General features: G+C 69.4%; 17 protein-coding genes. 9 read left to right on the top strand and 8 right to left on the bottom strand.

What is annotated here, in order from left to right; genetic code table 11:
- The 7 genes from P7D22_RS17905 to P7D22_RS17875 form a co-directional block, all read right to left on the bottom strand.
- The coding region (locus P7D22_RS17905) for an FGGY-family carbohydrate kinase (RefSeq protein ID WP_319935614.1) at positions 1-1,337 on the bottom strand (1,337 nt) is incomplete at its 3' end.
- Positions 1,334-1,669 carry an L-rhamnose mutarotase gene (locus P7D22_RS17900; protein ID WP_319935613.1) on the bottom strand — a complete coding sequence of 112 codons (336 nt, stop codon included), beginning with the start codon at positions 1,667-1,669 and terminating at the stop codon, positions 1,334-1,336. The genes P7D22_RS17905 and P7D22_RS17900, both read right to left, overlap by 4 nt.
- Positions 1,666-2,679, bottom strand: coding sequence for an ABC transporter permease (locus tag P7D22_RS17895; RefSeq protein WP_319935612.1), 1,014 nt, complete (start codon positions 2,677-2,679; stop codon positions 1,666-1,668). Before P7D22_RS17895 ends, P7D22_RS17900 begins: the two co-directional genes overlap by 4 nt.
- Entirely contained in the window at positions 2,676-3,707 is a 1,032-nt protein-coding gene (locus tag P7D22_RS17890; protein WP_319935616.1) for an ABC transporter permease, read from the bottom strand. The genes P7D22_RS17895 and P7D22_RS17890 overlap by 4 nt, the downstream gene beginning before the upstream one ends.
- A 38-nt stretch (positions 3,708-3,745) precedes the next feature.
- Positions 3,746-5,305 (bottom strand): sugar ABC transporter ATP-binding protein, encoded by a 1,560-nt coding sequence (locus tag P7D22_RS17885; protein WP_319935611.1) that lies wholly within the window; start codon positions 5,303-5,305, stop codon positions 3,746-3,748.
- 123 nt (positions 5,306-5,428) lie between these two features.
- Positions 5,429-6,421 (bottom strand): rhamnose ABC transporter substrate-binding protein, encoded by a 993-nt coding sequence (gene rhaS, locus P7D22_RS17880; RefSeq protein WP_319935610.1) that lies wholly within the window; start codon positions 6,419-6,421, stop codon positions 5,429-5,431.
- Between the two features lie 48 nt (positions 6,422-6,469).
- Positions 6,470-7,282 carry a DeoR/GlpR family DNA-binding transcription regulator gene (locus P7D22_RS17875; protein ID WP_319935609.1) on the bottom strand — a complete coding sequence of 271 codons (813 nt, stop codon included), beginning with the start codon at positions 7,280-7,282 and terminating at the stop codon, positions 6,470-6,472.
- Between the two features lie 191 nt (positions 7,283-7,473).
- Here P7D22_RS17875 and P7D22_RS17870 point away from each other — a divergent pair, with 191 nt between their 5' ends.
- On the top strand, positions 7,474-9,573 hold the full coding sequence (locus P7D22_RS17870) for a bifunctional rhamnulose-1-phosphate aldolase/short-chain dehydrogenase (protein ID WP_319935608.1): 2,100 nt from the start codon (positions 7,474-7,476) through the stop codon (positions 9,571-9,573).
- A gap of 64 nt (positions 9,574-9,637) precedes the next feature.
- Positions 9,638-10,936, top strand: a complete 1,299-nt coding sequence (gene rhaI, locus P7D22_RS17865) for an L-rhamnose catabolism isomerase (protein WP_319935607.1) — start codon at positions 9,638-9,640, stop codon at positions 10,934-10,936.
- Positions 10,937-10,948: 12 nt separating this feature from the next.
- Here rhaI and P7D22_RS17860 read toward each other — a convergent pair whose 3' ends face one another.
- Positions 10,949-11,701: an SDR family oxidoreductase gene (locus P7D22_RS17860; protein WP_319935606.1), complete on the bottom strand. Its 753-nt coding sequence runs from the start codon at positions 11,699-11,701 to the stop codon at positions 10,949-10,951.
- 44 nt (positions 11,702-11,745) lie between these two features.
- Here P7D22_RS17860 and P7D22_RS17855 point away from each other — a divergent pair, with 44 nt between their 5' ends.
- The 7 genes from P7D22_RS17855 to P7D22_RS17825 all read left to right on the top strand — a co-directional run.
- On the top strand, positions 11,746-12,735 hold the full coding sequence (locus tag P7D22_RS17855) for a 2-hydroxyacid dehydrogenase (RefSeq protein WP_442916110.1): 990 nt from the start codon (positions 11,746-11,748) through the stop codon (positions 12,733-12,735).
- A gap of 13 nt (positions 12,736-12,748) precedes the next feature.
- Complete coding sequence (locus P7D22_RS17850) at positions 12,749-13,792, top strand: L-idonate 5-dehydrogenase (RefSeq protein WP_319935604.1); 1,044 nt, start codon at positions 12,749-12,751, stop codon at positions 13,790-13,792.
- Positions 13,793-13,865: 73 nt separating this feature from the next.
- Positions 13,866-15,374, top strand: coding sequence for a sugar ABC transporter ATP-binding protein (locus P7D22_RS17845; protein WP_319935603.1), 1,509 nt, complete (start codon positions 13,866-13,868; stop codon positions 15,372-15,374).
- Between the two features lie 57 nt (positions 15,375-15,431).
- On the top strand, positions 15,432-16,514 hold the full coding sequence (locus P7D22_RS17840; protein WP_319935602.1) for an ABC transporter permease: 1,083 nt from the start codon (positions 15,432-15,434) through the stop codon (positions 16,512-16,514).
- Positions 16,511-17,605 (top strand): substrate-binding domain-containing protein, encoded by a 1,095-nt coding sequence (locus P7D22_RS17835; protein WP_319935601.1) that lies wholly within the window; start codon positions 16,511-16,513, stop codon positions 17,603-17,605. The genes P7D22_RS17840 and P7D22_RS17835 overlap by 4 nt, the downstream gene beginning before the upstream one ends.
- Before the next feature lie 99 nt (positions 17,606-17,704).
- Positions 17,705-18,703, top strand: coding sequence for a LacI family DNA-binding transcriptional regulator (locus P7D22_RS17830; RefSeq protein WP_319935615.1), 999 nt, complete (start codon positions 17,705-17,707; stop codon positions 18,701-18,703).
- Positions 18,704-18,815: 112 nt separating this feature from the next.
- The coding region (locus P7D22_RS17825; RefSeq protein WP_442916109.1) for a Tex family protein at positions 18,816-21,030 on the top strand (2,215 nt) is incomplete at its 3' end.

Raw genomic sequence — 21,030 nt, 5'->3', positions numbered from 1 at the left:
GCGTAGCGCTTGAGGCCAGCGCCGAGCCGCACCCCCGGCCGGGCCCGCATAATGGGGGCCGAACTGTTCCGGCCCAGCAGGTGTGCCGCCCCGGCGCTCGTGCCGGTGCCGCCCCCGGCGGCCCGTACCGGCCGCCCGAGCACTCCTTCGAGGGCATCGCAGAACAGATCGTTGCGGGCGAAGGGCCCCTCGATCACCGTGTCGCCAGAGGCACCCAGCAGGTCGAGGCAGGTGGCGGTCATCAGGGCCGCGTAAAGGCTGGCCGCCGCCGTGCGCTCGGCCGGCGTGAGGGTCGTGGGGTCGTGGCTCCATCGCCCGGTGGCCCGCGGGAAGGGGCCGTTGCCGGGCGCGAAGCTCGGCAGAACCATGATGGCGTCCCCTACCACCCGGGCGATCGCGGCCGCGTCGGGCGTCGCCGCGATGCCGTCGGTGAGCCGGTCGAACTCGCGGCCACCCATGAAGCGGGCCGAGGGCACGGGGCGGCGATAGGCATCGACGTTGGCGAGGGTGTCGCGGCCCAGGTCGAGGCGATCGAGCGCGCCACCGAGCGCAAAGGCGATCACCCAGGTGCCGGTCGACACCACCGCGAGGGGCGGCCCGTCGCGGCGCAGGTGCGGCAGCAGCGACGCATTGGAATCGTGAATGCCGCAGGCGACCGGCACCGGCCGGTCGAGGCCGATGCGCCGCGCGAGGTCGGGCGCGATCGGGCCGAGGATGTCGAAGGCCGAGCGCAGGGGCGCCAGCCTGGACGCCCAGCCGAGGGTCTCGACCATGGTCGAGAAGCAACCGTCGCGCGGCGCCCAAAGATCGGTGTGGGCCCCAAGCGAGGTCGGCTCGGTGGCCGCGACCCCGGTCAGCCAGAAGGCCCAGAACTGTGGATAGGTGACAAAGCCGGTGCTGGCCGCAAAGGCCGTGGGGAAGCGCCGCTCCTGCCAGAACAGTTGCGCCCCGAGATTGAGGCCGCCCGGCAGGCGCGGCGCGAAGCTTTCCGCGAAGCCGGGCCGCACCCGGTCGTAGTCGGCCGCGACCGCGTCCGGCCCCGCATATTCGTAATCGAGCACCGGCAAGGCCAGATCCGAGCCGCGCAGCAGCGCGCCCGCAGCCCCATGGGCCGTGATCGACACCGCGTCGAAGCCGCCGTCGCGCCACAGGTCCGCCAGCGCATCGACGAAGAAGTTCTGCAGGGCCGTCACGTCGACATGCGGGTAGGGGCCGTCCTGCAGGACCTGGTTCGGCATCGTCCGGGTCCAGGCCTCGCGCCCGTCGGCGAACAGTACCAGCTTGGCGTTGGTCTTGCCGACGTCCAGCACCGCGATCCGGTGCGGGGCCGCCGTCATGGCAGAAAGAACATCGGCTCGAGCCGCACCGCAACCGGCTCGTTTGTGGCGTGGCACGGCATGATGTCGGCCATGTGGGCCCACCAGCGCTGCATCACCGGATGGTCCGGCAGGGCCGCCATCGCGTGGTCGCGACGGCGCCACATCACGCCGAACAGGGTATCGGTCTCGGGATCGAGGAAGATCGAATAATCCGCGATGCCCGCTTCGCGCAGCAGGGCCGCGAGCTCGGGTGGGATGGCGTCGTGGCGGCGGCGGTATTCGGCCGCCTGCCCAGGGTTCAGGCGCATCCGAAAGGCGTGCTTCTCGTGGGTGTCGAGCGAGGAGGTCATGCGGGCTTCCGGCGATGCAAGAGGCGTCGCGCCAGGATCGGCAGGGTGATGACGGCGATCAGCATGGCGCCCACCACGATCGACATGATGATGCCCGGCACGTTGAGGAGGCCGAGCCCGGTGGTGACGAGGCCCATCACCAGCGCCGCGATGACGACGCCCGGGATCGTCCCGGCGCCGCCCTGGATGTTGACCCCGCCCAGCACCACGATGGTGACGATATCGAGTTCCCAGCCGAGCGCGATGGAGGGCCGCGTCGAGCCGAGCCGCGCCGTCAGCATCACGGCCGCGAGCCCCGCCGCGAGCCCTGTCAGCAGAAAGGCCACGCCGCGGATGCGCTCGACCCTGAGCCCCGAGAAGCGCGCCGCGAAAGGGTTGTTGCCGATGGCCCGCACGGCCCGGCCGAAGGTGGTCCGGTGCAGGACGATCCCGGCCAGGACGGCCAGCAGCCCGAAGCTCGCGAACTCGAACGACAGCACGCCCCAGACGTAGCCCTGGCCGAAGAACCCGAAGCTGTCCGGGTAGCCGTTATAGACCGTGTCGCCCAGCACCAGATAGCTGATGCCGCGGTAAAGGCTCATGGTGCCGATGGTGGCGACGATCGACGGCAGGCCCACCCGGGCCACCAGAAACCCGTTGAACAGCCCGCATGCCGCGCCCACGGCGAGCCCGACACCCACGAGCTCCGCCGTACCGGCGCCGGTCTGGGCGGCCGCCCCCATGGCGGTCGAGGCGAGCGCGATCGTGCCGCCGACCGACAGGTCGATCTCGCCCGCCACGATCACGAACGCCATGGCGAGCGCCACGATGGCTTTCTCGGTGAAGGTGAAGGTGGCGTCCGACAGGTTGGTGAGGTCGAGGAAATACGGCGATGCGAGCGCGTCGGCCACGAAGATTGTGGCCGCCACGCCGAGCAGCAGCGCCTCCCAACTGCCCGCGAGCGCCCGCCAGCGCCCGTGGAGCCGGTCGGGGATGGTCCGGAAGGCCGGGGCTGACGCCTCGATGGTCATGGGGTCGCTCGGGCGGGGGCGCGATCGGCCCGGCCGGGAAGGCCGGCGACCGGGCGCAGGATGATGCGGCCCGCCTTGCGCTCGGCGCGCGTGTTCAGCGTCACGGCCGCGATGATGACGGCGCCCGAGATGGCCATCTGGGCAAAGGGCGACACCGCGATGACCGGCAGGGCGTTCTTGATGATGCCGAGGAACAGCGCCCCCAGCAGCGTGCCCCACACGGTTCCGATGCCGCCCGCGATCGACACGCCGCCGATGACGCAGGCGGCGATCACGTCGAGCTCGAAACCCGAGGCCACATCCACATAGGCGACCGCGTAGCGCGACACCCAAAGGTAGCCGCAAAGGCCCGACAGCAGACCGGATAGGCAGAAGGCGAGGAAACGCGCGCGGCCGGCGTCGATGCCGGCATAAACGGCCGCCGTGGGATTGCCACCGACCGCGTACCAGGCGCGGCCGACCGGACTGCGACCGAACACCACCGCCATGACGGCCACGACCGCGACCGCGATCCAGCTGAGCACCGGCAGGCCCAGCACCACGGCGCGCGGCAGAGCGAGAAAGCTTTGCGAAAACTGGAAGCTGTTGATCCAGGCGCCGCCCGACAGCACGAAGGCGAGACCGCGATAGATCGTCAGGGTGCCGAGCGTCACCACGATGGGCGGGATGCCGACCTTCCACACGAACCAGCCGTTGATGGCGCCGAGCCCGAGCCCCTGCAGCAGCGCGACGCCGATCAGAAGCGCGAGCGGCAGTCCGGGATGATGGGCGTCGAGCAGCGCCACCACCATGCCGGTGAGCGCCACATTGGCCGCAACCGACAGGTCGATGGAGCGCGTCAGGATCACGGCCGCCTGGCCGAGCGCCATGACGATCAGGATGGCGCTGTCGTTGAACACGCCGAAGAGGTTCGCCGGCGCCACGAAGCCGGGAAAGCGGGCCGCGATGGCGCCGAGCAGCACCGCGATGGCGGCGGCGAGCAGCAGTTCGCGATGCCGCAGCGCGGCCCGCAGGTCGAAGCCGGGCATCGCCGCGGCAGCCGTCGCGGGGGCGTCGGGCCGGGCGCTCAATGCCGGACGCCCGTGTTGCCGGTGGCGGCCTGCACCAGGGTTTCGGCCGTCAGGCCCTCGCGCTCGTAAAGGCCCGCCATCCGGCCTTCGCGCATCACCAGCACGCGATCCGCCATGCCGAGGATCTCGGGCAGTTCCGACGACACCATCAGCACCGCCAGCCCCTGGCCGGCGAGTTCGCTCATGAAGGCGTGCACGGCGGATTTGGAGCCGACGTCGATGCCCTTGGTGGGTTCGTCCAGCATGATGACCTTCGGGTTCGTGGCGAGCCACTTGCCGATCACCACCTTCTGCTGGTTGCCACCGCTGAGCGTGCCGACCGGCTGCGACAGCGAGGCGGCGCGCAGGTCGAAGCGCTCGGCGTAGTGGCGGGCCAGCCGGAACTCTTCCGCGGTCTTCAGGAAGCCGCGGCGCGACACCGTCCCGAGCGAGCCGAGCGTCACGTTCTCGAAGATCGGCATGGCCAGCACGGCGCCATGGCGGCCCCGCTCTTCCGGCACATAAACGATGCCGGCCGCGACCGCGTCGCGGGCCGAGCGGATCCGCACCGGCCGGCCCTCGACCGCCACCGTGCCGGCCGAGGGCCGGGTGATGCCGAACAGCGACTGGCAGAGTTCCGAGCGCCCGGCGCCCACGAGGCCGTAGACGCCCAGGATCTCGCCGCGGCGCAGGGTGAACGAGATGTCGTCGAATTCCGTCGGGTGGGAATAGCCACGCACCTCGAGCACGGGCGCCCCGATCGGGGCCGGCACCTTGGGAAACACCTGGTCGACGGAGCGGCCGACCATCAGGCGCACGAGGTTGTCGTGGCTCGCCTCCGCCATGGTGCCGGACCCGACCGTGCGGCCGTCGCGGAACACCACGTAGTCGTCGGCGATCCGGTGCAGCTCCTCGAACTTGTGGCTGATGAACAGGATGGCTTTGCCCGAGGCCTTCAGCCTGGCCAGGATGCGGAACAGGTCCTCCACCTCCTTGTGGGACAGCGCGGCCGTCGGCTCGTCCATGATGACGACGGTGCTGTCGACCGAGAGCGCCCGGGCGATGGCCACGAGGTGGCGCTGCGCGATCGACAGGTTCTTCAAGAGGGTGCGGGGCCGGATAGGGGCGTCGAGCCCGAACAGCAGCGCCGCGGCGCGGGCCTGCACGGCGGCCCAGTTGACGAGGCCGAGGCGGGTGCGCGGCGTATGGCCGAGATAAATGTTCTCGGCCACGCTCAGCTCATCGAACAACACCGTTTCCTGGTGGATGGCGGTGATGCGGGCCGCCTGGGCGTCCTCGGGCGCGTCGAAGCGCACCGGCTGCCCTTCGACCAGGATCTCGCCGCCATCCGGTCGATAGATGCCGGTGAGGATCTTGACGAGGGTCGACTTGCCGGCGCCGTTCTCGCCGATCAGCGCCGTGACGCGCCCCGCGCGCAGCTCCAGGTCGACGCCATCGAGCGCCTTGACGCCGGGGAAGTGCTTGGAGATGCGGCTGAGCCGCAGCAAGGGCGTGCCCTCGGGCGTCGGAGGCGCCGCGAGGGATGCGATAGGCGCGGTTGCGGGGAATGCCGACATGGCGGGTCGATCCGTCGAACGCAGGCGGTGGGTGGGGCCGGTCGGACGCGGCCGGTCTCCCCCACCGCACGGCAGGGGGACGGGCCACGCCGAGAGGGCATGCGCGGTGGCGGGCTGGCCGGCTCAGAACACCTTGGCGAATTCGTCGACGTTGGTCTTGTCGTAGACGAAGGGGTCCGCCATGGCGGCCTCGCTGCCGGCATCGAGCTTCACCTTGCCCATCCGCCCGATCGGCAGTTCGGCGCCGTCGCCTGCCTTGGCACCCTTGACGAGGTCGTCGGCCAGGTAGGTGGCCGAATAACCGAGGTCGATCGGGTTCCAGATGGCGAAGCTCTTTGTGGCACCCGAATGCACGGCGCCCGCCATCTCGGACGGCAGGCCGAGCCCGGTGACGAAGACCTGGCCGATCTTGCCGGCATCCTTCACGGCCTGGGCGGCCGCCACGATGCCGACCGAGGTCGGGGCGATGATGACCTTCACCTCCGGATGGGTCTGCAGCAGCCCTTGCGTTTCGCGGTAGCTCTTGTCGCTGAGGTCATCGCCATAGACCGTGGCGACGATGGTCAGTCCCGGGTAGCTCGGCAGCTGCTTCTTCATCTCGGCGATCCAGGTGTTCTGGTTCGTCGAGGTGGCGGTGGCCGACAAGATCGCCACTTCGCCCTTGCCGCCCGGCAGCGCATCGGCCGCGAGCTTCAGGCACATGTTGCCGATAAGGGCGTTCGAGGACGGGTTGAGGTGCAGCATGCGGCCGGCCGGCGCCACGGCCGAATCCCACGAGATCACCTTGATGCCGCGCCCCATGGCCTTCTTCAGCACCGGCGCCACGGCGTCCTTGTCGTTGGCCGAGATCGCGATGGCGTCCACCTTCTGGGAGATCAGCGCGTTGATGACGTCGATCTGCCCTTCGGCGGTGGTCGTGGTGGGGCCCGTGTAGATGATCTGCACCCCCCCGATCTGTTTGGCGGCTTCCTCGGCGCCCTTGTGGGCGGCGTCGAAGAACCCGTTGCCGAGCGATTTGGCGACAAGCGCGATCTTCACGTCGGCGGCCTGGGCGGCCCCGGCCAGCAGGATGCCCGCGAGTGCCGTCGTTGCGGCCAACGTCTTGATGAACGTCATTGTGATCCTCCCTTTCTTGGTGTTTCACCGTCTTCCCGGGCTGAGGGTTCAGGCCGTGGAAGGTGATGACGATTGATCGCTGTCGCGCACGGCGTCGGCGATGATGAGCGTGATCCCGGCGTCGGCGATCATGGCGCGGTCGGTGGCGCTGATCCGGCTGTCGGTGATCACCGTGCTGGCGCGCCCGAGCGGGGCCAGGATCATGCTGGATTGCGCCGCGAACTTGCTGGAATCGACCAGCAGCACCAGCTCGTCGGCCTGCCCCATCAGGCGCTGTTCCGACGACATGATCAGCGCGTCCTCCTCCATGATGCCGAGGCTCGACAGGCCACGGCAGCCCATGAACATGCGGCGGGCGCGGAAATGGCGCGTGCCGTCGTCCGGCAGGGGGCTGAGAATGATGTTCTGCTCGCGGTAGATCGTCCCGAATGGCACGAAAACGGTGCAGCGCGACTGCCGCAGCAGGTGGTCGGCGATGCCGAAGCTGTTGGTCAGCACCTGCAGGGGCAGGCTGCTCAAGGCATGCACCATCTGAAAGGTGGTGGTGCCGCCGTTGATGATGATGGCGTCGCCGGCCTCGCAAAGCGACACCGCCTTGCGGCCGATCGCCCGCTTCGCGGCGAGGTTCGCCACGCCGGCGCCGGTGCCGCGATGGCTGTCGAGCGGCACCACGACGGGGGGATGCAAGGCTTCGGCACCGCCGCGCAGCTTGCGCAGGCGGCCTTGGCGGGCGAGGGCCGCGAGGTCGCGCCGCACGGTCGCTTCCGAGCCGCCGGTCGCAAGGGCGAAATCACCCACGGTCGCCACCGGCCGGGCCTGTAGCGTTTCCAAGATGATGCGGTGGCGTTCACGCTCGTGCATCGTTTCCTCCGCCATCAGGGCTAAGCAGCCCAGGAACCGAAGTCAACAACTTCGATCGTAAATCCTTCATTGCACTGCACAAACGATCACATGATGATCGTAATTGACACCGATGGGGCTGGAGCGCATTGCTGGAGCAAACCAAGGGAAGCGGCCTGCCGTCGCTTCATCATGGCTCTGGGAGGACACACATGACGGACCCGCACCCTGGCCTTCTCGAAAGCCGCTGGGATGACGCGACAGCGGCCGGCTTGGACCAGCCGGGCCTTTTGTTGTATCGCTCCAATCTGTTGGGCGCCGACAAGCGCATCACCAACTATGGTGGCGGCAACACGTCGGCTAAGGTGATGCAGGCCGATCCGCTCGGCGGCGAGCCGGTGGAGGTGCTGTGGGTGAAGGGCTCCGGCGGCGATGTCGGGACCATCAGGCTCGACGGCTTCGCGACGCTCTATATGAGCAAACTCGATCAGATCCGATCAGCCTACAAAGGCGTCGCGCAGGAAGACGCGATGGTGGGCCTGCTGCCTTTCGCGACCTTCGCGCTCAACCCGCGCGCGGCCTCGATCGATACCTCGCTGCATGCCTACCTGCCCTACAAGCACGTCGACCACATGCATCCGGACGCGATCATCGCCATCGCGGCCACAAAGAACAGCCGCGCCCTGACGCAGGCGATCTTCGGCGACGAGATCGGCTGGATTCCCTGGCGGCGCCCGGGCTTCGAGCTCGGCCTGGAGCTGTCGCGCTTCGCCCACGCCAATCCGGCCGCCAAGGGCGTGGTGCTGGAAAGCCACGGCCTCTTCACCTGGGCCGACGACGCCAAGGCCTGCTACGAGCTGACGCTGCGGATCATCAATACCGCGATCGGCTGGTTCGCCGAACAGGAGGCCGGCAAGCCGGTCTTCGGCGGCCCCGCGGTCGCCAGCCTGCCGGCCGAGGCGCGCCGAACCATCGCGGCCGAGATGATGCCGGAGATCCGCGCCCAGATCGGCACGGCCGAGCGCAAGGTCGGCCATTTCGACGATCGCGCCGCGGTGCTGGATTTCGTCAACGCGCAGGCCCTGCGGGATCTCGCGCGTCTCGGCACGAGCTGCCCCGACCATTTCCTGCGCACCAAGATCCGGCCGCTGGTGCTCGACTTCGACCCGGCCACCGGATCGACCGATACGCTGAAGGCGGGACTTGGTGACGCCATCGCGGCCTACCGGTCCGATTACCAGAACTATTACGAGCGCTGCCGTCACCCCGACAGCCCCGCGATCCGCGACACCAATGCGGTGGTCTACCTGATCCCCGGCGTCGGCATGATCACCTTTGCGCGCGACAAGGCGACGGCCCGCATCGCGGGCGAGTTCTATGTCAATGCCATCAACGTGATGCGCGGCGCCTCGAGCGTCGACACCTATGTGGGGCTGCCCGAGCAGGAAGCCTTCGACATCGAATATTGGCTGCTCGAAGAAGCCAAGCTGCAGCGCATGCCGAAGCCGAAGAGCCTCGCGGGCCGGATCGCCCTGGTGACGGGCGGCGCCGGCGGCATCGGCCGCGCCGTGGCGGCCAAGCTGCTGGGGGAGGGCGCCTGCGTGGTGCTGGCCGACATCGACGCCGCGGCGCTCGCCGAAGCCGAGGCGGGTTTCGTCAAGGGGTTCGGGGCCGACCAGGTCCGCAGCGTCGTCATGGACGTCACCAGCGAGGCCGCGGTGGCTTCGGGCTTCGCCGAGGCCGCGGTGGCGTTCGGCGGCCTCGACATCCTGGTGTCGAATGCCGGCATCGCATCGTCCGAGCCGGTGGAAACCACGACCCTCGCCATGTGGGACCGCAACATGGACATCCTGGCCAAAGGCTATTTCCTCACGGCCCGCGAGGCGTTCCGGTTGATGCGCCGGCAGAAGCTCGGCGGCGCCCTGGTGTTTGTCGCCTCCAAGAACGGCCTCGCGGCCTCGCCCAATGCCAGCGCCTATTGCACCGCTAAGGCGGCCGAGATCCATCTGGCCCGTTGCCTGGCGCTCGAGGGGGCGGAGGCTGGCATCCGGGTCAACGTGGTCAATCCCGACGCCGTGCTGCGCGGCTCGAAGATCTGGACCGGGGAATGGAAGGAACAGCGCGCCGCCGCCTATAACATGCCGACCGACGACCTCGAGGAACACTACCGCAAGCGCTCCTTGTTGAAGCGCGCCGTGCTGCCGGAAGACATCGCGGAGGCGACCTTCTTCCTGGCCTCCGACCTGTCGGCCAAGTCCACCGGCAACATCCTCAACGTCGATGCCGGCAACGCCCAATCCTTCACGCGCTGACCACAGCACGGCCCGGCGCAACGACGCCGGGCCGCATGCGCCATAACAAACCGGGAGGGACCCCATGACCGCATTGCCGATCCACGCCGACGTCATCGAGCGCCACAATGCCGGCCGGCGCACCGCGCTGCGGGACGATTACGATGCGCTCGGGGCCAGGCTCGCCCGGGACAACATCGACATCGGCGCCATCCTGGCCCAGGTGACGGAGTTCACGGTCGCGCTGCCGTCCTGGGGGGTCGGCACGGGCGGTACGCGCTTCGCCCGCTTCCCCGGCGGGGGTGAGCCGAAGGGCATCAACCAGAAGCTCGCCGATTGCGCCGTCGTGCAGCAGCTCGGCCGCGCCACCCCGACGGTGTCGCTGCACATTCCCTGGGACAAGGCCCCGCCGGCCGCGCTCAAGGCCGAGGCCGCCGCCCTCGGGCTCGGCTTCGACGCGATGAACTCGAACACCTTTCAGGACCATCCGGGATCGCCCGAGCACCCGCTGTCCTACAAGCACGGTTCGCTGTCGCATCGCGATCCGGCCGTGCGGGCCCAGGCGGTGGCCCATAACATCGACTGCATCCGCATCGGCGAGGCGCTCGGCGCCAAGGCCCTGACGGTGTGGATCGGCGACGGATCGAACTTTCCCGGCCAAAGCCACTTCGCCCGCGCCTTCGAGCGCTACCTCGAGTCGATGCAGGCCATATACGCGGCACTGCCCGACGATTGGCGGTTGTTTTCCGAACACAAGATGTACGAGCCGGCCTTTTATTCCACCGTGGTGCAGGATTGGGGCTCGAGCCTCATCGCCGCGCAGGCGCTGGGCCCGAAGGCGCAATGCCTGGTCGACCTCGGCCACCACGCGCCCAATGTGAACATCGAGATGATCGTGTCGCGGCTGGCCGGCGTCGGCAAGCTCGGCGGTTTCCACTTCAACGATTCGAAATATGGCGACGACGACCTCGACGCCGGTTCGATCGACCCGTTCCGGCTGTTTCTCGTCTTCAACGAACTGGTCGACCTCGAGCAAAGCCGACCGGGCTTCAGCCCGGCCCATATGATCGACCAGTCGCATAACGTGACCGACCCGATCGAGAGCCTGATCCGTTCGGCCGACGAGATCCGTCGCGCTTATGCGCAGGCGATGCTGGTGGACCGCGCCGCCCTCCGGGCCTGCCAGGACGATGACGACGCCCTGATGGCCTCCGAAACCCTGAAGCGTGCCTTCCGCACCGATGTCGGGCCGATCCTGGCCCAGGCTCGGCTGATGGACGGCGGCGCCATCGAGCCGGTCGCGGCCTACCGGGCCAGTCGCTATCGGGCCAAGGTCGCGGCCGAGCGACCGGCCGCCACGGGCGGGGGCGGGGGCATCACCTGAGCGGCATCCCCCTCACAATGAGGCCGTGATGCCGCCGTCGACGTAGAGCACGTGCCCGTTGACAAAGGAGGACGCGTCCGAGGCCAGAAACACGCAGGCCCCGACCAGTTCCTCGACACGGCCCCAGCGCCGCGCCGGGGTGCGGGTTTCGAGCCAGGCCGTGAAGGCGGGGTCGGCCACCAGCGCCGCATTCAGCGGCGTGTCGAAATAGCCGGGCGCGATGGCGTTGCATTGCAGGCCGTGCCGCGCCCAGTCGGTGGCCATGCCCTTGGTCAGGTTGCCGACCGCGCCTTTGGTGGCCGTGTAGGGCGCGATGCCGGGCCGGGCCAGGGCCGTCTGCACGCTGGCGATGTTGATGATCTTGCCGGCACCCCGCCCGATCATGTGCCGCGCCACCGCCTGGCCGACGTTGAACACGCTCGACACGTTGGTGCGCAGCAGCTGCTCGAAAGCCTCGGCAGGGAAATCCTCGAGCGGCGTGCGGTGCTGCATGCCGGCATTGTTGACCAGGATGTCGATCGGCCCGACCTCCGCCTCGAAGCCGTCGACAGCGGCCCGGGTGGCCGCATGGTCGGTGACGTCGAAGGGCAGTGTGCGGGCCTCCGGCACGGTCGCGGCGGCGGCCTCAAGCTTGGCCGGGTTTCGGCCGTTCAACACCACGGCGGCGCCACGCGCCGCCAGGCCCTGGGCAAGCGCCAGGCCGATGCCCTGGGATGAGCCGGTGACGAGCGCCCGGCGGCCGTGGAGGTCGAAGAGGTCTTTCATCGCATCCGTTCAACAAAAGGGGTGACAAGCGATCGTAGTGGCCTATGTTATCGATAACTTCCAAGTCAAGCCTGTATGGAGCCCGCCGTTTGCCCCCGCAGATCCTCCAGGTCGGCTCCTACGCGGCATGGGACGAGGAGCCGCTCAACGCGGCCTTCGCGGTGCATCGTTATTTCGAGGCCGACGATAAGGCGGCGTTCCTGGCCGCGGTCGGGCCGCAAATCCGCGGCATCGCCACCCGCGGCGACCTCGGCGCCCCCCGGGCGATGATCGAGGCCTGCCCGGCCCTCGAGGTCATCGCGGTCTATGGCGTCGGCACCGATGCGGTGGACCTCGACCTTTGCCGCGAGCGCGGCATCCGGGTCACTAACACGCCCGACGTGCTGACCGACGATGTCGCCGACCTCGCGGTCGCGATGATGCTGTGCCTGGGGCGCGGCATGCTGGGCGCCGAAGCCTGGATACGGGACGGCCACTGGTCCCAACGGGGCGGCTACGGGCTGCAGCGCCGCGTGTCGGGCCGCCGGGCCGGCATCCTGGGCCTCGGGCGCATCGGCTTCGCGATCGCAAAGCGCCTGAAGGGCTTCGACATGCGGGTCACCTATTGTGGCCCCTCGCCAAAGTCGCATGCCGCCGACCTCGGCTTCGTGGCCGATCCGGTGGCGCTCGCGGCGGGCTGCGACGTGCTGTTCGTCACCCTGGCGGCCTCGGCCGAAACGCAGAACATCGTGGGACGCCGCGTCATCGAGGCGCTCGGGCCGGACGGCACCCTGATCAATGTGTCGCGCGCCGCCAACGTCGACGAGGCGGCGCTGCTCGAGGCGCTGGAAAGCCGGGCGCTCGGCGCTGCCGGGCTCGACGTCTTCGCGGGCGAGCCGGCGCTCGATCCCCGTTTCCTGCTGCTCGACAATGTCCTGCTGCAGCCGCACCATGGGTCCGGCACGGTGGAAACCCGCCGTGCCATGGGCCAGCTGGTGCGCGACAATCTCGCGGCGCATTTCGCCGGTCGGCCGCTGCCGACCCCCGTGGTTTGAGAAGGATAATGCCATGAAGGCCATCGTGGCCCATGCGGCCAAGGACGTCCGCATCGAAGATTGTTCGGTCGGGGAGCCAGGGCCGGGCGAGGTGCGACTGCGCCTCGCGGCCGGCGGCATCTGCGGCAGCGACCTGCATTATTACCACCACGGCGGCTTCGGCACGGTGCGGCTGAAGGAGCCGATGGTCCTCGGCCATGAGGTGTCGGCCCATGTGGAGACGCTTGGGCCGGGGGTCGAGGGCCTCACGGTCGGCCAGCTGGTGGCCGTGTCGCCGTCCCGGCCCTGCGGGCATTGCCGGTATTGCGAGGCTGGCGTCCACAACCAGTGCCTCCACATGCGGTTTTATGGCAGCGCCATGCCGTTTCCCCATATCCAGGGCGCCTTCCGGGAGCTGCTGGTGGCCGATGCGCGGCAATGCGTGCCGGCCGATGGCTTGACCGCCGGCGAGGCCGCCATGGCGGAGCCCCTGGCCGTGACCCTGCACGCGACGCGCCGCGCCGGCGAAATCCTCGGGCGGCGGGTGCTGGTCACCGGGTGCGGGCCGATCGGCGTCTTGTCGATCCTGGCGGCGCGCCGGGCCGGCGCGGCCGAGATCGTGGCGACCGACCTGTCGGATTTCACCCTTGGGATCGCGAGGGCGGCCGGCGCCGACCGGACGATCAACACCGCGCACGAGCCCGAGGCGCTGGCGCCCTACGGGACCGATAAGGGCAGCTTCGACATTCTTTACGAATGCTCCGGCGCCCCGGCGGCGCTCGCGGCCGGCATCGCGGCCCTGCGGCCGCGTGGCATCGTGGTTCAGCTCGGCCTCGGCGGCGGCGAGATGATGGTGCCGATGATGGCCGTCACCGCCAAGGAGCTCGAGCTGCGGGGCTCCTTCCGGTTCCATGAGGAATTCGCCACCGGGGTGGCGCTGATGCGCAAGGGCCTGATCGACGTCAAGCCGTTGATCACCCACACGGTGCCGTTCGCGGAGGCATTGTCGGCCTTCGCGATCGCGTCCGACCGCGGGAGCGCCATGAAGGCGCAGATCCGCTTCGGGGCGGCGGTCTGACGCCACGCCCGGGGCGACCGGTTGACAGGGGTGCGGGATGGGTTATCGATAACATCTCATCGGGGGTGGAGCGGTGCCGGACGACGCTTTACGGTTTGAGGATGTGGCTAAGAGCTTTGGCGGCACGCGTGCCCTCAAGGGCGTCAGCTTCTCGGTCGCGCGCGGCGAGATCGTCGCGCTGCTGGGCGAGAACGGCGCCGGCAAGTCGACGCTCATTAAGACGCTCGGCGGCATCTACCGGGCCGATGCGGGGCGGGTGGCGATCGGCTCGGAGCCTTACCGGCACCAGCCATCCGGCGCCACGGGCCGCCAGCCCGTCGCCTTCATCCACCAGGACCTCGGCCTCATCGAATGGATGACCGTGGCCGAGAACGTCGGCCTGTCGCAGGGCTATCCGCGCCGCGCCGGGCTCGGGCGGCTCCGGCCGATCGACTGGCGGGCCGCCGAGGCCACCACGGCCCGGGCGCTGGCCACGGTGGGCTGCGACATCGACCCGACCACCCGGGTCAGCAGCTTGAGCCGCACCGAGAAGTCGCTCGTTGCCATCGCCCGGGCGCTGGCAGTGGAGTGCGACTTCCTGGTGCTCGACGAGCCCACCGCCAGCCTGCCGGCCGACGAGGTGGAGCGCTTGTTCGACGCCATGCGCAAGTTGAAGGCGGGCGGGGTCGGCATGATCTACGTGTCCCACCGGCTCGACGAGGTGTTCCGCATCGCCGATCGCGTGGTGGTGATGCGCGATGGCGGCCTCGTGGGCGACCAGCCCGTCGCGGCCGCCACGCCCGATGGCTTGGTGCAGCTCATCATCGGGCGGTCCGAGCTCGAATTGTTCCAGAAGCCGCAGACCACGGCAGGCCGCACGCGCGTCACGGTCGAGACCCTGCGCACGCCCGGTGCCGGCCCGGTGTCGTTCGCGGTGCGCGAAGGCGAATTGCTGGGCCTCGTCGGCCTGCGCGGCGCCGGGCAGGAGGAGGTGGGACGGGCGCTGTTCGGCGCGCTTCCGCATACGGGAGCGATCCGCCTCGACGGCGAAGCGCCTGACCTGTCGTCGCCGCGCGCGGCCCTCGCGTCCGGCATCGGTCTGATCGCCCGCGACCGCACCGAGGAGTCGATCGCCGCCGCGCTTTCGATCCGAGAGAACTGCTTCCTCAACCCGGGCGCGTCGGGCCGCGGGCTGTTTTCCGTGCGCACGCCCCGCGAAGAGGCGCAGGCCGCGGCGGCGCTGGGCAGTTCGGTCGGGTTGCGGCCCAACGATCCTCACCTCGCCATCGAGGGGCTGTCGGGCGGCAATCAGCAGAAGGTGATCGTGGGCCGTTGGCTCGCGACGGGACGGCGCCTGCTGATCGCCGAGGACCCGACCGCGGGCGTCGACATCGGGGCACGGGCCGACATCTACCGCCTGATCGGCAGGGCGCTCGAGCGCGGCCTCGCGGTTGTGGTGGTGTCGACCGACTTCGAGGAGGTGGCCCACATCTGCCAGCGCGCGCTGGTGTTCAGCCACGGCCGCATCGTGGCCGAACTCGCCGGCGATGCGCTGACGACCGCCAGCCTCATCACCGCCGCATCGACCTCCAAAGCGGCCTAACGGCACCAACACAACAACAACGGTCTCAAGACCGCGCGAAACCGGGGAAGGAAGCCGATGTCGACCAATTCGATCAAGTCCGATGCCCTGGAGCCGACGCGGGCCGAGCTGCGTGGCGCGAGCGTCGGGCAGAAGGTTGGCCGCCTGCTGCCGGTCTACGGCCTGCCGGTGCTGACGGTTGCCTTGATCCTGCTCTTCTCAGCCCTACTGCCGCAAACCTTCCCCACGCTGCTCAACCTGCGCTCGATCATCGCCGACAAGGCCATCATCGCGCTGCTGTCCCTGGCCGCCATGATCCCGATGGCCACCGGCAAGATCGATCTCACGGTCGGCTACGGCATCGTGCTGTGGCACATCCTGGCCATCACGCTGCAGGCCTTCTACGGCCTGCCCTGGCCGGTGGCGGTGGCGATCGTGCTGGTGCTCGGGCTTCTGGTGGGCTTCGTCAATGGCGTGCTGGTCGAGGTGGCCCGCATCGACAGCTTCATCGCCACCTTGGGCACCGGCACGGTTCTTTACGCCCTGGCGCTGTGGCACACCAATGGTCGGCAGGTGGTGGCGGTGCTGCCCGAAGGGTTTCTGGCCCTCAACGGCACGCGCCTCCTCGGGTTGCCCGTGACCGGCTACTACGTTCTCGGGCTGGCGCTCGTCATGTGGTTCGTGTTCGAATACCTGCCGGTCGGTCGCTACATGTACGCAATCGGTGCCAATCCGAAGGCGGCCGCCCTCAACGGCATCCCGGTCGAGCGCTACACCATGCTGGCCTTCGGCTTGTCGGGCCTGTTGACCGCGGGGGCCGGCGTCCTGCTGGCCTCCAAGCTGCGCATCGGTCAGGCCAGCGTGGGGCTCGAGTTCCTCCTGCCGGCCCTCGTCGGCGCCTTTCTGGGATCGACCACCATCAAGCCCGGACGCGTCAACGTGTGGGGCACGGTGATCGGCGTCGTGATCCTCGCGACCGGCATCTCGGGCATCCAGCAATTCGGCGGCTCCTTCTGGGTTGAGCCGCTCTTCAACGGGCTGACGCTTCTCGTCGCCATCGGGATCGCGGGCTATGCCCAGCGCAGGAGGGCGGCCGGACGAACCGCCCCAATCGGGAACCGCACCCCCAACGCGGGTTCCCCACAGGGAGAGAAGGCATGAAGCGCAGCGTAACAACAGCGGCCGCCATCCTGGCGGCGCTGGCCGTCCACCCGGCCCATGCCGACGAGATGGCCGATGCCAAGGCCCGGGTCGCAAAGGCGACCGAAAAGGCCGGGCAATGGGACGGACCCACGACCGGCCCGAAGATCGCGCCGGGCAAGACGATCATCTACCTGGCCGGCGACATGCGCAACGGCGGCACCGAAGGCGTGTCGCGGGGCGTCGAGGAAGCCGCCAAGGCCGCCGGCTGGACGCTGCGCATCCTGGACGGCCGTGGCGAGATTTCGGCCCGCACCGCGGCGCTAAACCAGGCCGTCGCCTTGAAGCCGGACGGCGTCGTGGTCGGCGGCTTCGATGCGCTCGAGCAGAACGCCTCGCTGGCGACCCTCAAGGAGGCCGGCATCCCCTTCGTGGGTTGGCACGCCACCATCGATCCCGGCCCGGATGCGAAGACCGGCATGTTCGCCAACGTCAACACCCGCATTGCCGATGTGGCCCAGACGGCCGCTGACCTCGCCATCGTCAATTCGGGCGGCAAGGCCGGCGTCGTGATCTTCGGCGATTCCAACTACGAGATGGCGATCGGCAAGGCGCGCATGATGGAGGCCGCCATCAAGAAATGTCCGGGCTGCACCGTGCTGACGCTCGAGGATTCGCCGATGACCGAGGCCTCCACCCGCATGCCGCAGCTCACCACCTCGCTGCTGCAACGCTATGGCGACAAGTGGACCTATTCGCTCGCTGTGAATGACCTGTACTACGACTTCATGGGGCCGTCGTTGAGCGCGGCCGGCAAGGCCGGAACCGACACGCCCTATAACATCTCGGCGGGCGACGGATCGGAATCGGCGTTCCAGCGCATCCGGGCAAAGCAGAACCAGATCGCCACCGTACCGGAGCCGCTGCAGCAGCAGGGGTGGCAGCTCGTCGACGAACTGAACCGCGCCTTCGCCAAGCAGCCCTGGTCGGGCTACGTGTCCGGCATCCATCTCGTCACGGCCGACAATGTGGCCTTCGACGGCGGCCCAAAGAACATCTTCGACCCCGACAACGGCTACCGTGACCATTACAAGCAGATCTGGGGCAAGTAAGTCGGTGCCGGACGGTCCGGTTGGCGGCCCGTCCGGCCCATTCCGATCCCTGCCACGATGACCGAGCCCCTCCGCGGCCGCAGCCGGCCGACCGTGACCATGACCCATGTGGCGCAGCGCGCCGGCGTGTCGGCCATGACGGTGTCGCGCGCCCTGCGCAAGGATGGCGCCATCTCGGCCGCCACCCGCCAGCGCATCATGGCGGCCGTCGAGGAGCTCGGCTACGTGCTCGACCAGACGGCCGGCACCTTTTCGTCGAAGCGCTCGGGCTTCGTGGCGGCGCTGGTACCGTCGCTGAACAACTCGAATTTCGCCGATACGGCGCGCGGCGTCACCGATGCGCTCGACGGCTCCGGCCTGCAGATGCTGCTCGGCTATACGGATTACTCCACCGCCAAGGAGGAGGAGATCGTCCAGTCGATGCTGATGCGGCGCCCGGAAGGGCTGATCCTCACCGGCGGGCGGCACACCGAGCGCGCGCGACGCTTGTTGACGCGCGCCGGCGTGCCGGTGGTGGAAACCTGGGACATGCCGGGCGAGCCGGTCGGCCATGTGGTGGGCTTTTCCAATGCCGAAGCCACGCGCAGCCTGGTGCATCACCTGCACGAACGCGGCTATCGGCGCATCGGCTATATCGGCGGCACCAGCAACCGGGACACGCGCGGCGCCGACCGCCGGGTCGGCTTTCTGCGGGCTGCCGCGGAATTGGGGCTCGACCGCGAGCGCATCGTGTCGTTCGGCCAGCCCCCCATCTCGATGAGCCAGGGCGGCGAGGCGATCGTGCAATTGTTGTCGCGCTGGCCCGACACCGATGCGGCCGTCTGTGTGTCGGACCTGTCGGCCTTCGGGGCCTTGTCGGAATGCCGCCGCCGCGGCTGGGCGGTGCCGGGCCGCGTGGCCCTGGCGGGGTTCGGCGATTTTGAGATCGCCAGCGCGGCCGTCCCGAGCCTGACCACCGTCGCGGTGGATAGTTACGGCATCGGCCATCGCGCCGGCGACGTGCTGCTGCAGGCCATCCTGGCGCGCCGCGACGACCGCGCCATGCCGGCCGAAACCGTGCTGATGCCGTTTCGCATCATCGAGCGCGAAACCACCTGACGGCGCGGCGCGGCCGATCAAACCAGCCTTGAAAACCGCCCGAGGGCGCAATGACGCCGCCTTGGCGTGATGGGACCCCGGTGGTTGTGCGACTTTCGCCGGAGGCTTGTTGATGTCCGTGACTTCGATCATCGCGCTGGAGCTCGGCGTCAAGGAGGCCCAGGTGACGGCCGCCGTGGCGCTGCTCGACGGCGGCGCGACCGTCCCGTTCATCGCCCGCTACCGCAAGGAGGCGACCGGCCTGCTCGACGACACGCAGCTGCGCAGCCTCGCCGAGCGTCTCGGCTACCTGCGCGAGTTGCACGACCGGCGCACCGCCGTGCTGGAAGGGCTGCGGTCCCAGGGCAAGCTGACCCCCGAACTCGCGACCGCGATCGCTCAGGCCGACACCAAGGCGCGGCTCGAGGACATCTACCTCCCCTACAGGCCGAAGCGCCGCACCAAGGCGCAGATCGCCCGCGAGGCCGGCCTCGGCCCGCTGGCGGACGCGCTTCTGCTGACGCCCGCGGCCGACCCGCGCGCGACCGCCGCGCCCTATGCCGACGTGGCCAAGGGGGTGCCGGATATCGAGGCGGCGCTCGAAGGCGCGCGGCAGATCCTCATCGAGCGCTTTTCGGAAGATGCCGACCTGCTCGGGCGCCTACGCGAGGAGTTTTGGCGCGGCGGCCGCGCGGCGTCCCGGGTCCGCAAGGGCAAGGAGGCGGCCGGCGCCAAATTCGCCGATTATTTCGATTGGAGCGAGCCGCTCGGCCGCATGCCGTCGCATCGCATCCTGGCCCTGCTGCGTGGCGAGGCCGAGGACATCCTCGACGTCGCCCTCCTGGCCGAGGGCGAGGACATGCCGGCCGGCACGCCGGGACCCTTTGAGCGTGCCCTCTGCCTTCGCTACGGGATCGGCGACAAGGGGCGCCCCGGCGACCGCTGGCTGATCGACACCGTGCGGGCCGCCTGGCGCGGCAAGATCCGCGTCGGCATCAAGCAGGATCTGCGGGCCCGCCTGATCGATCGGGCCGAGACCGAGGCCGTCAAGGTGTTCGCCGGCAACCTTCGGGACCTGTTGCTGGCCGCCCCCGCGGGCGGGCGCCCCACGCTGGCGCTCGATCCCGGCTTCCGCAACGGCGTCAAGATTGCGGTGGTGGACGGCACCGGCAAGGTGCTGGCGGTCGACACCACCTATCCCCACGAGCCGCAGCGGCGCTGGACGGAAGCCGTGCAAAGCCTCGGCCGGCTGTGCCGGGCGCACGCGGTCGAGCTGATCGCGATCGGCAACGGCACGGCATCGCGGGAAACCGACAAGCTGGCGGCCGCGCTCGTGGCTGCCCACCCGGACCTGCGCATGACCAAGGTGCTGGTGTCGGAGGCGGGCGCCTCGGTTTATTCGGCCTCGGAGGTCGCCAGCCGCGAGTTGCCCGGCCTCGACGTGTCGCATCGCGGCGCGGTGTCGATCGCCCGCCGGCTGCAGGACCCGCTGGCCGAGCTCGTCAAGATCGACCCGAAGTCGATCGGCGTCGGCCAATACCAGCACGACATCGGCGAGGCGAAGCTGTCGCGGTCGCTGGCGGCTGTGGTCGAAGACGCGGTCAATGCCGTCGGGGTCGACGTCAACACGGCCTCGCCGGCGCTGCTGGCCCAGGTGTCGGGCCTCGGCACGACGGTTGCGGCCAATATCGTGACCCATCGCGATGCGAACGGCCCGTTCCGCAGCCGTGCGGCCTTGAAAAAGGTGTCCGGGCTCGGGCCGAAGACGTATGAGCTCGCGGCGGGGTTCCTGCGGGTTCCGGGCGGCGACGACCCGCTCGACGGGTCTGGCGTCCACCCGGAAAGTTATCCGGTGGTGCGGCGCATTCTGGATGCCACCAAGACCGACATCCGGGCGCTGATCGGCAACGACGCCGTGCTGGCGGGCTTGGCACCGGCGCGCTTCGCTGACGAACGCTTCGGCGTGCCGACCGTGCGCGACATCATCGCGGAGCTCGGCAAGCCCGGCCGCGACCCCCGCCCGGCCTTCCAGACCGCGACCTTCCAGGAGGGGGTGGAAACGCTCACCGATCTGAAACCCGGCATGCAGCTCGAAGGCGTCGTGACCAATGTCGCGGCCTTCGGGGCGTTCGTCGACATCGGCGTGCACCAGGACGGCCTCGTCCACATTTCGGCCATGGCCCGCAAGCGCATCGCCTCGCCGGCCGAGGTCGTGAAGGCGGGTGACACCGTGCGGGTGCTGGTGTTGTCGATCGACGTGCCGCGCAAGCGGATCGCGCTGTCGCTGCGCCTCGACGACCCGATCGACCGCGCGCCCCCGACGCCCGGCCCACGCCCCCGCGCCGAGC

The sequence above is a fragment of the Lichenihabitans sp. Uapishka_5 genome, from assembly GCF_033947565.1.
Classification (GTDB): Bacteria; Pseudomonadota; Alphaproteobacteria; order Rhizobiales; family Beijerinckiaceae; genus Lichenihabitans.
Note: the sequence above shows the minus strand (reverse complement) of the source record. Positions and strands in the feature narration are given on the sequence as shown.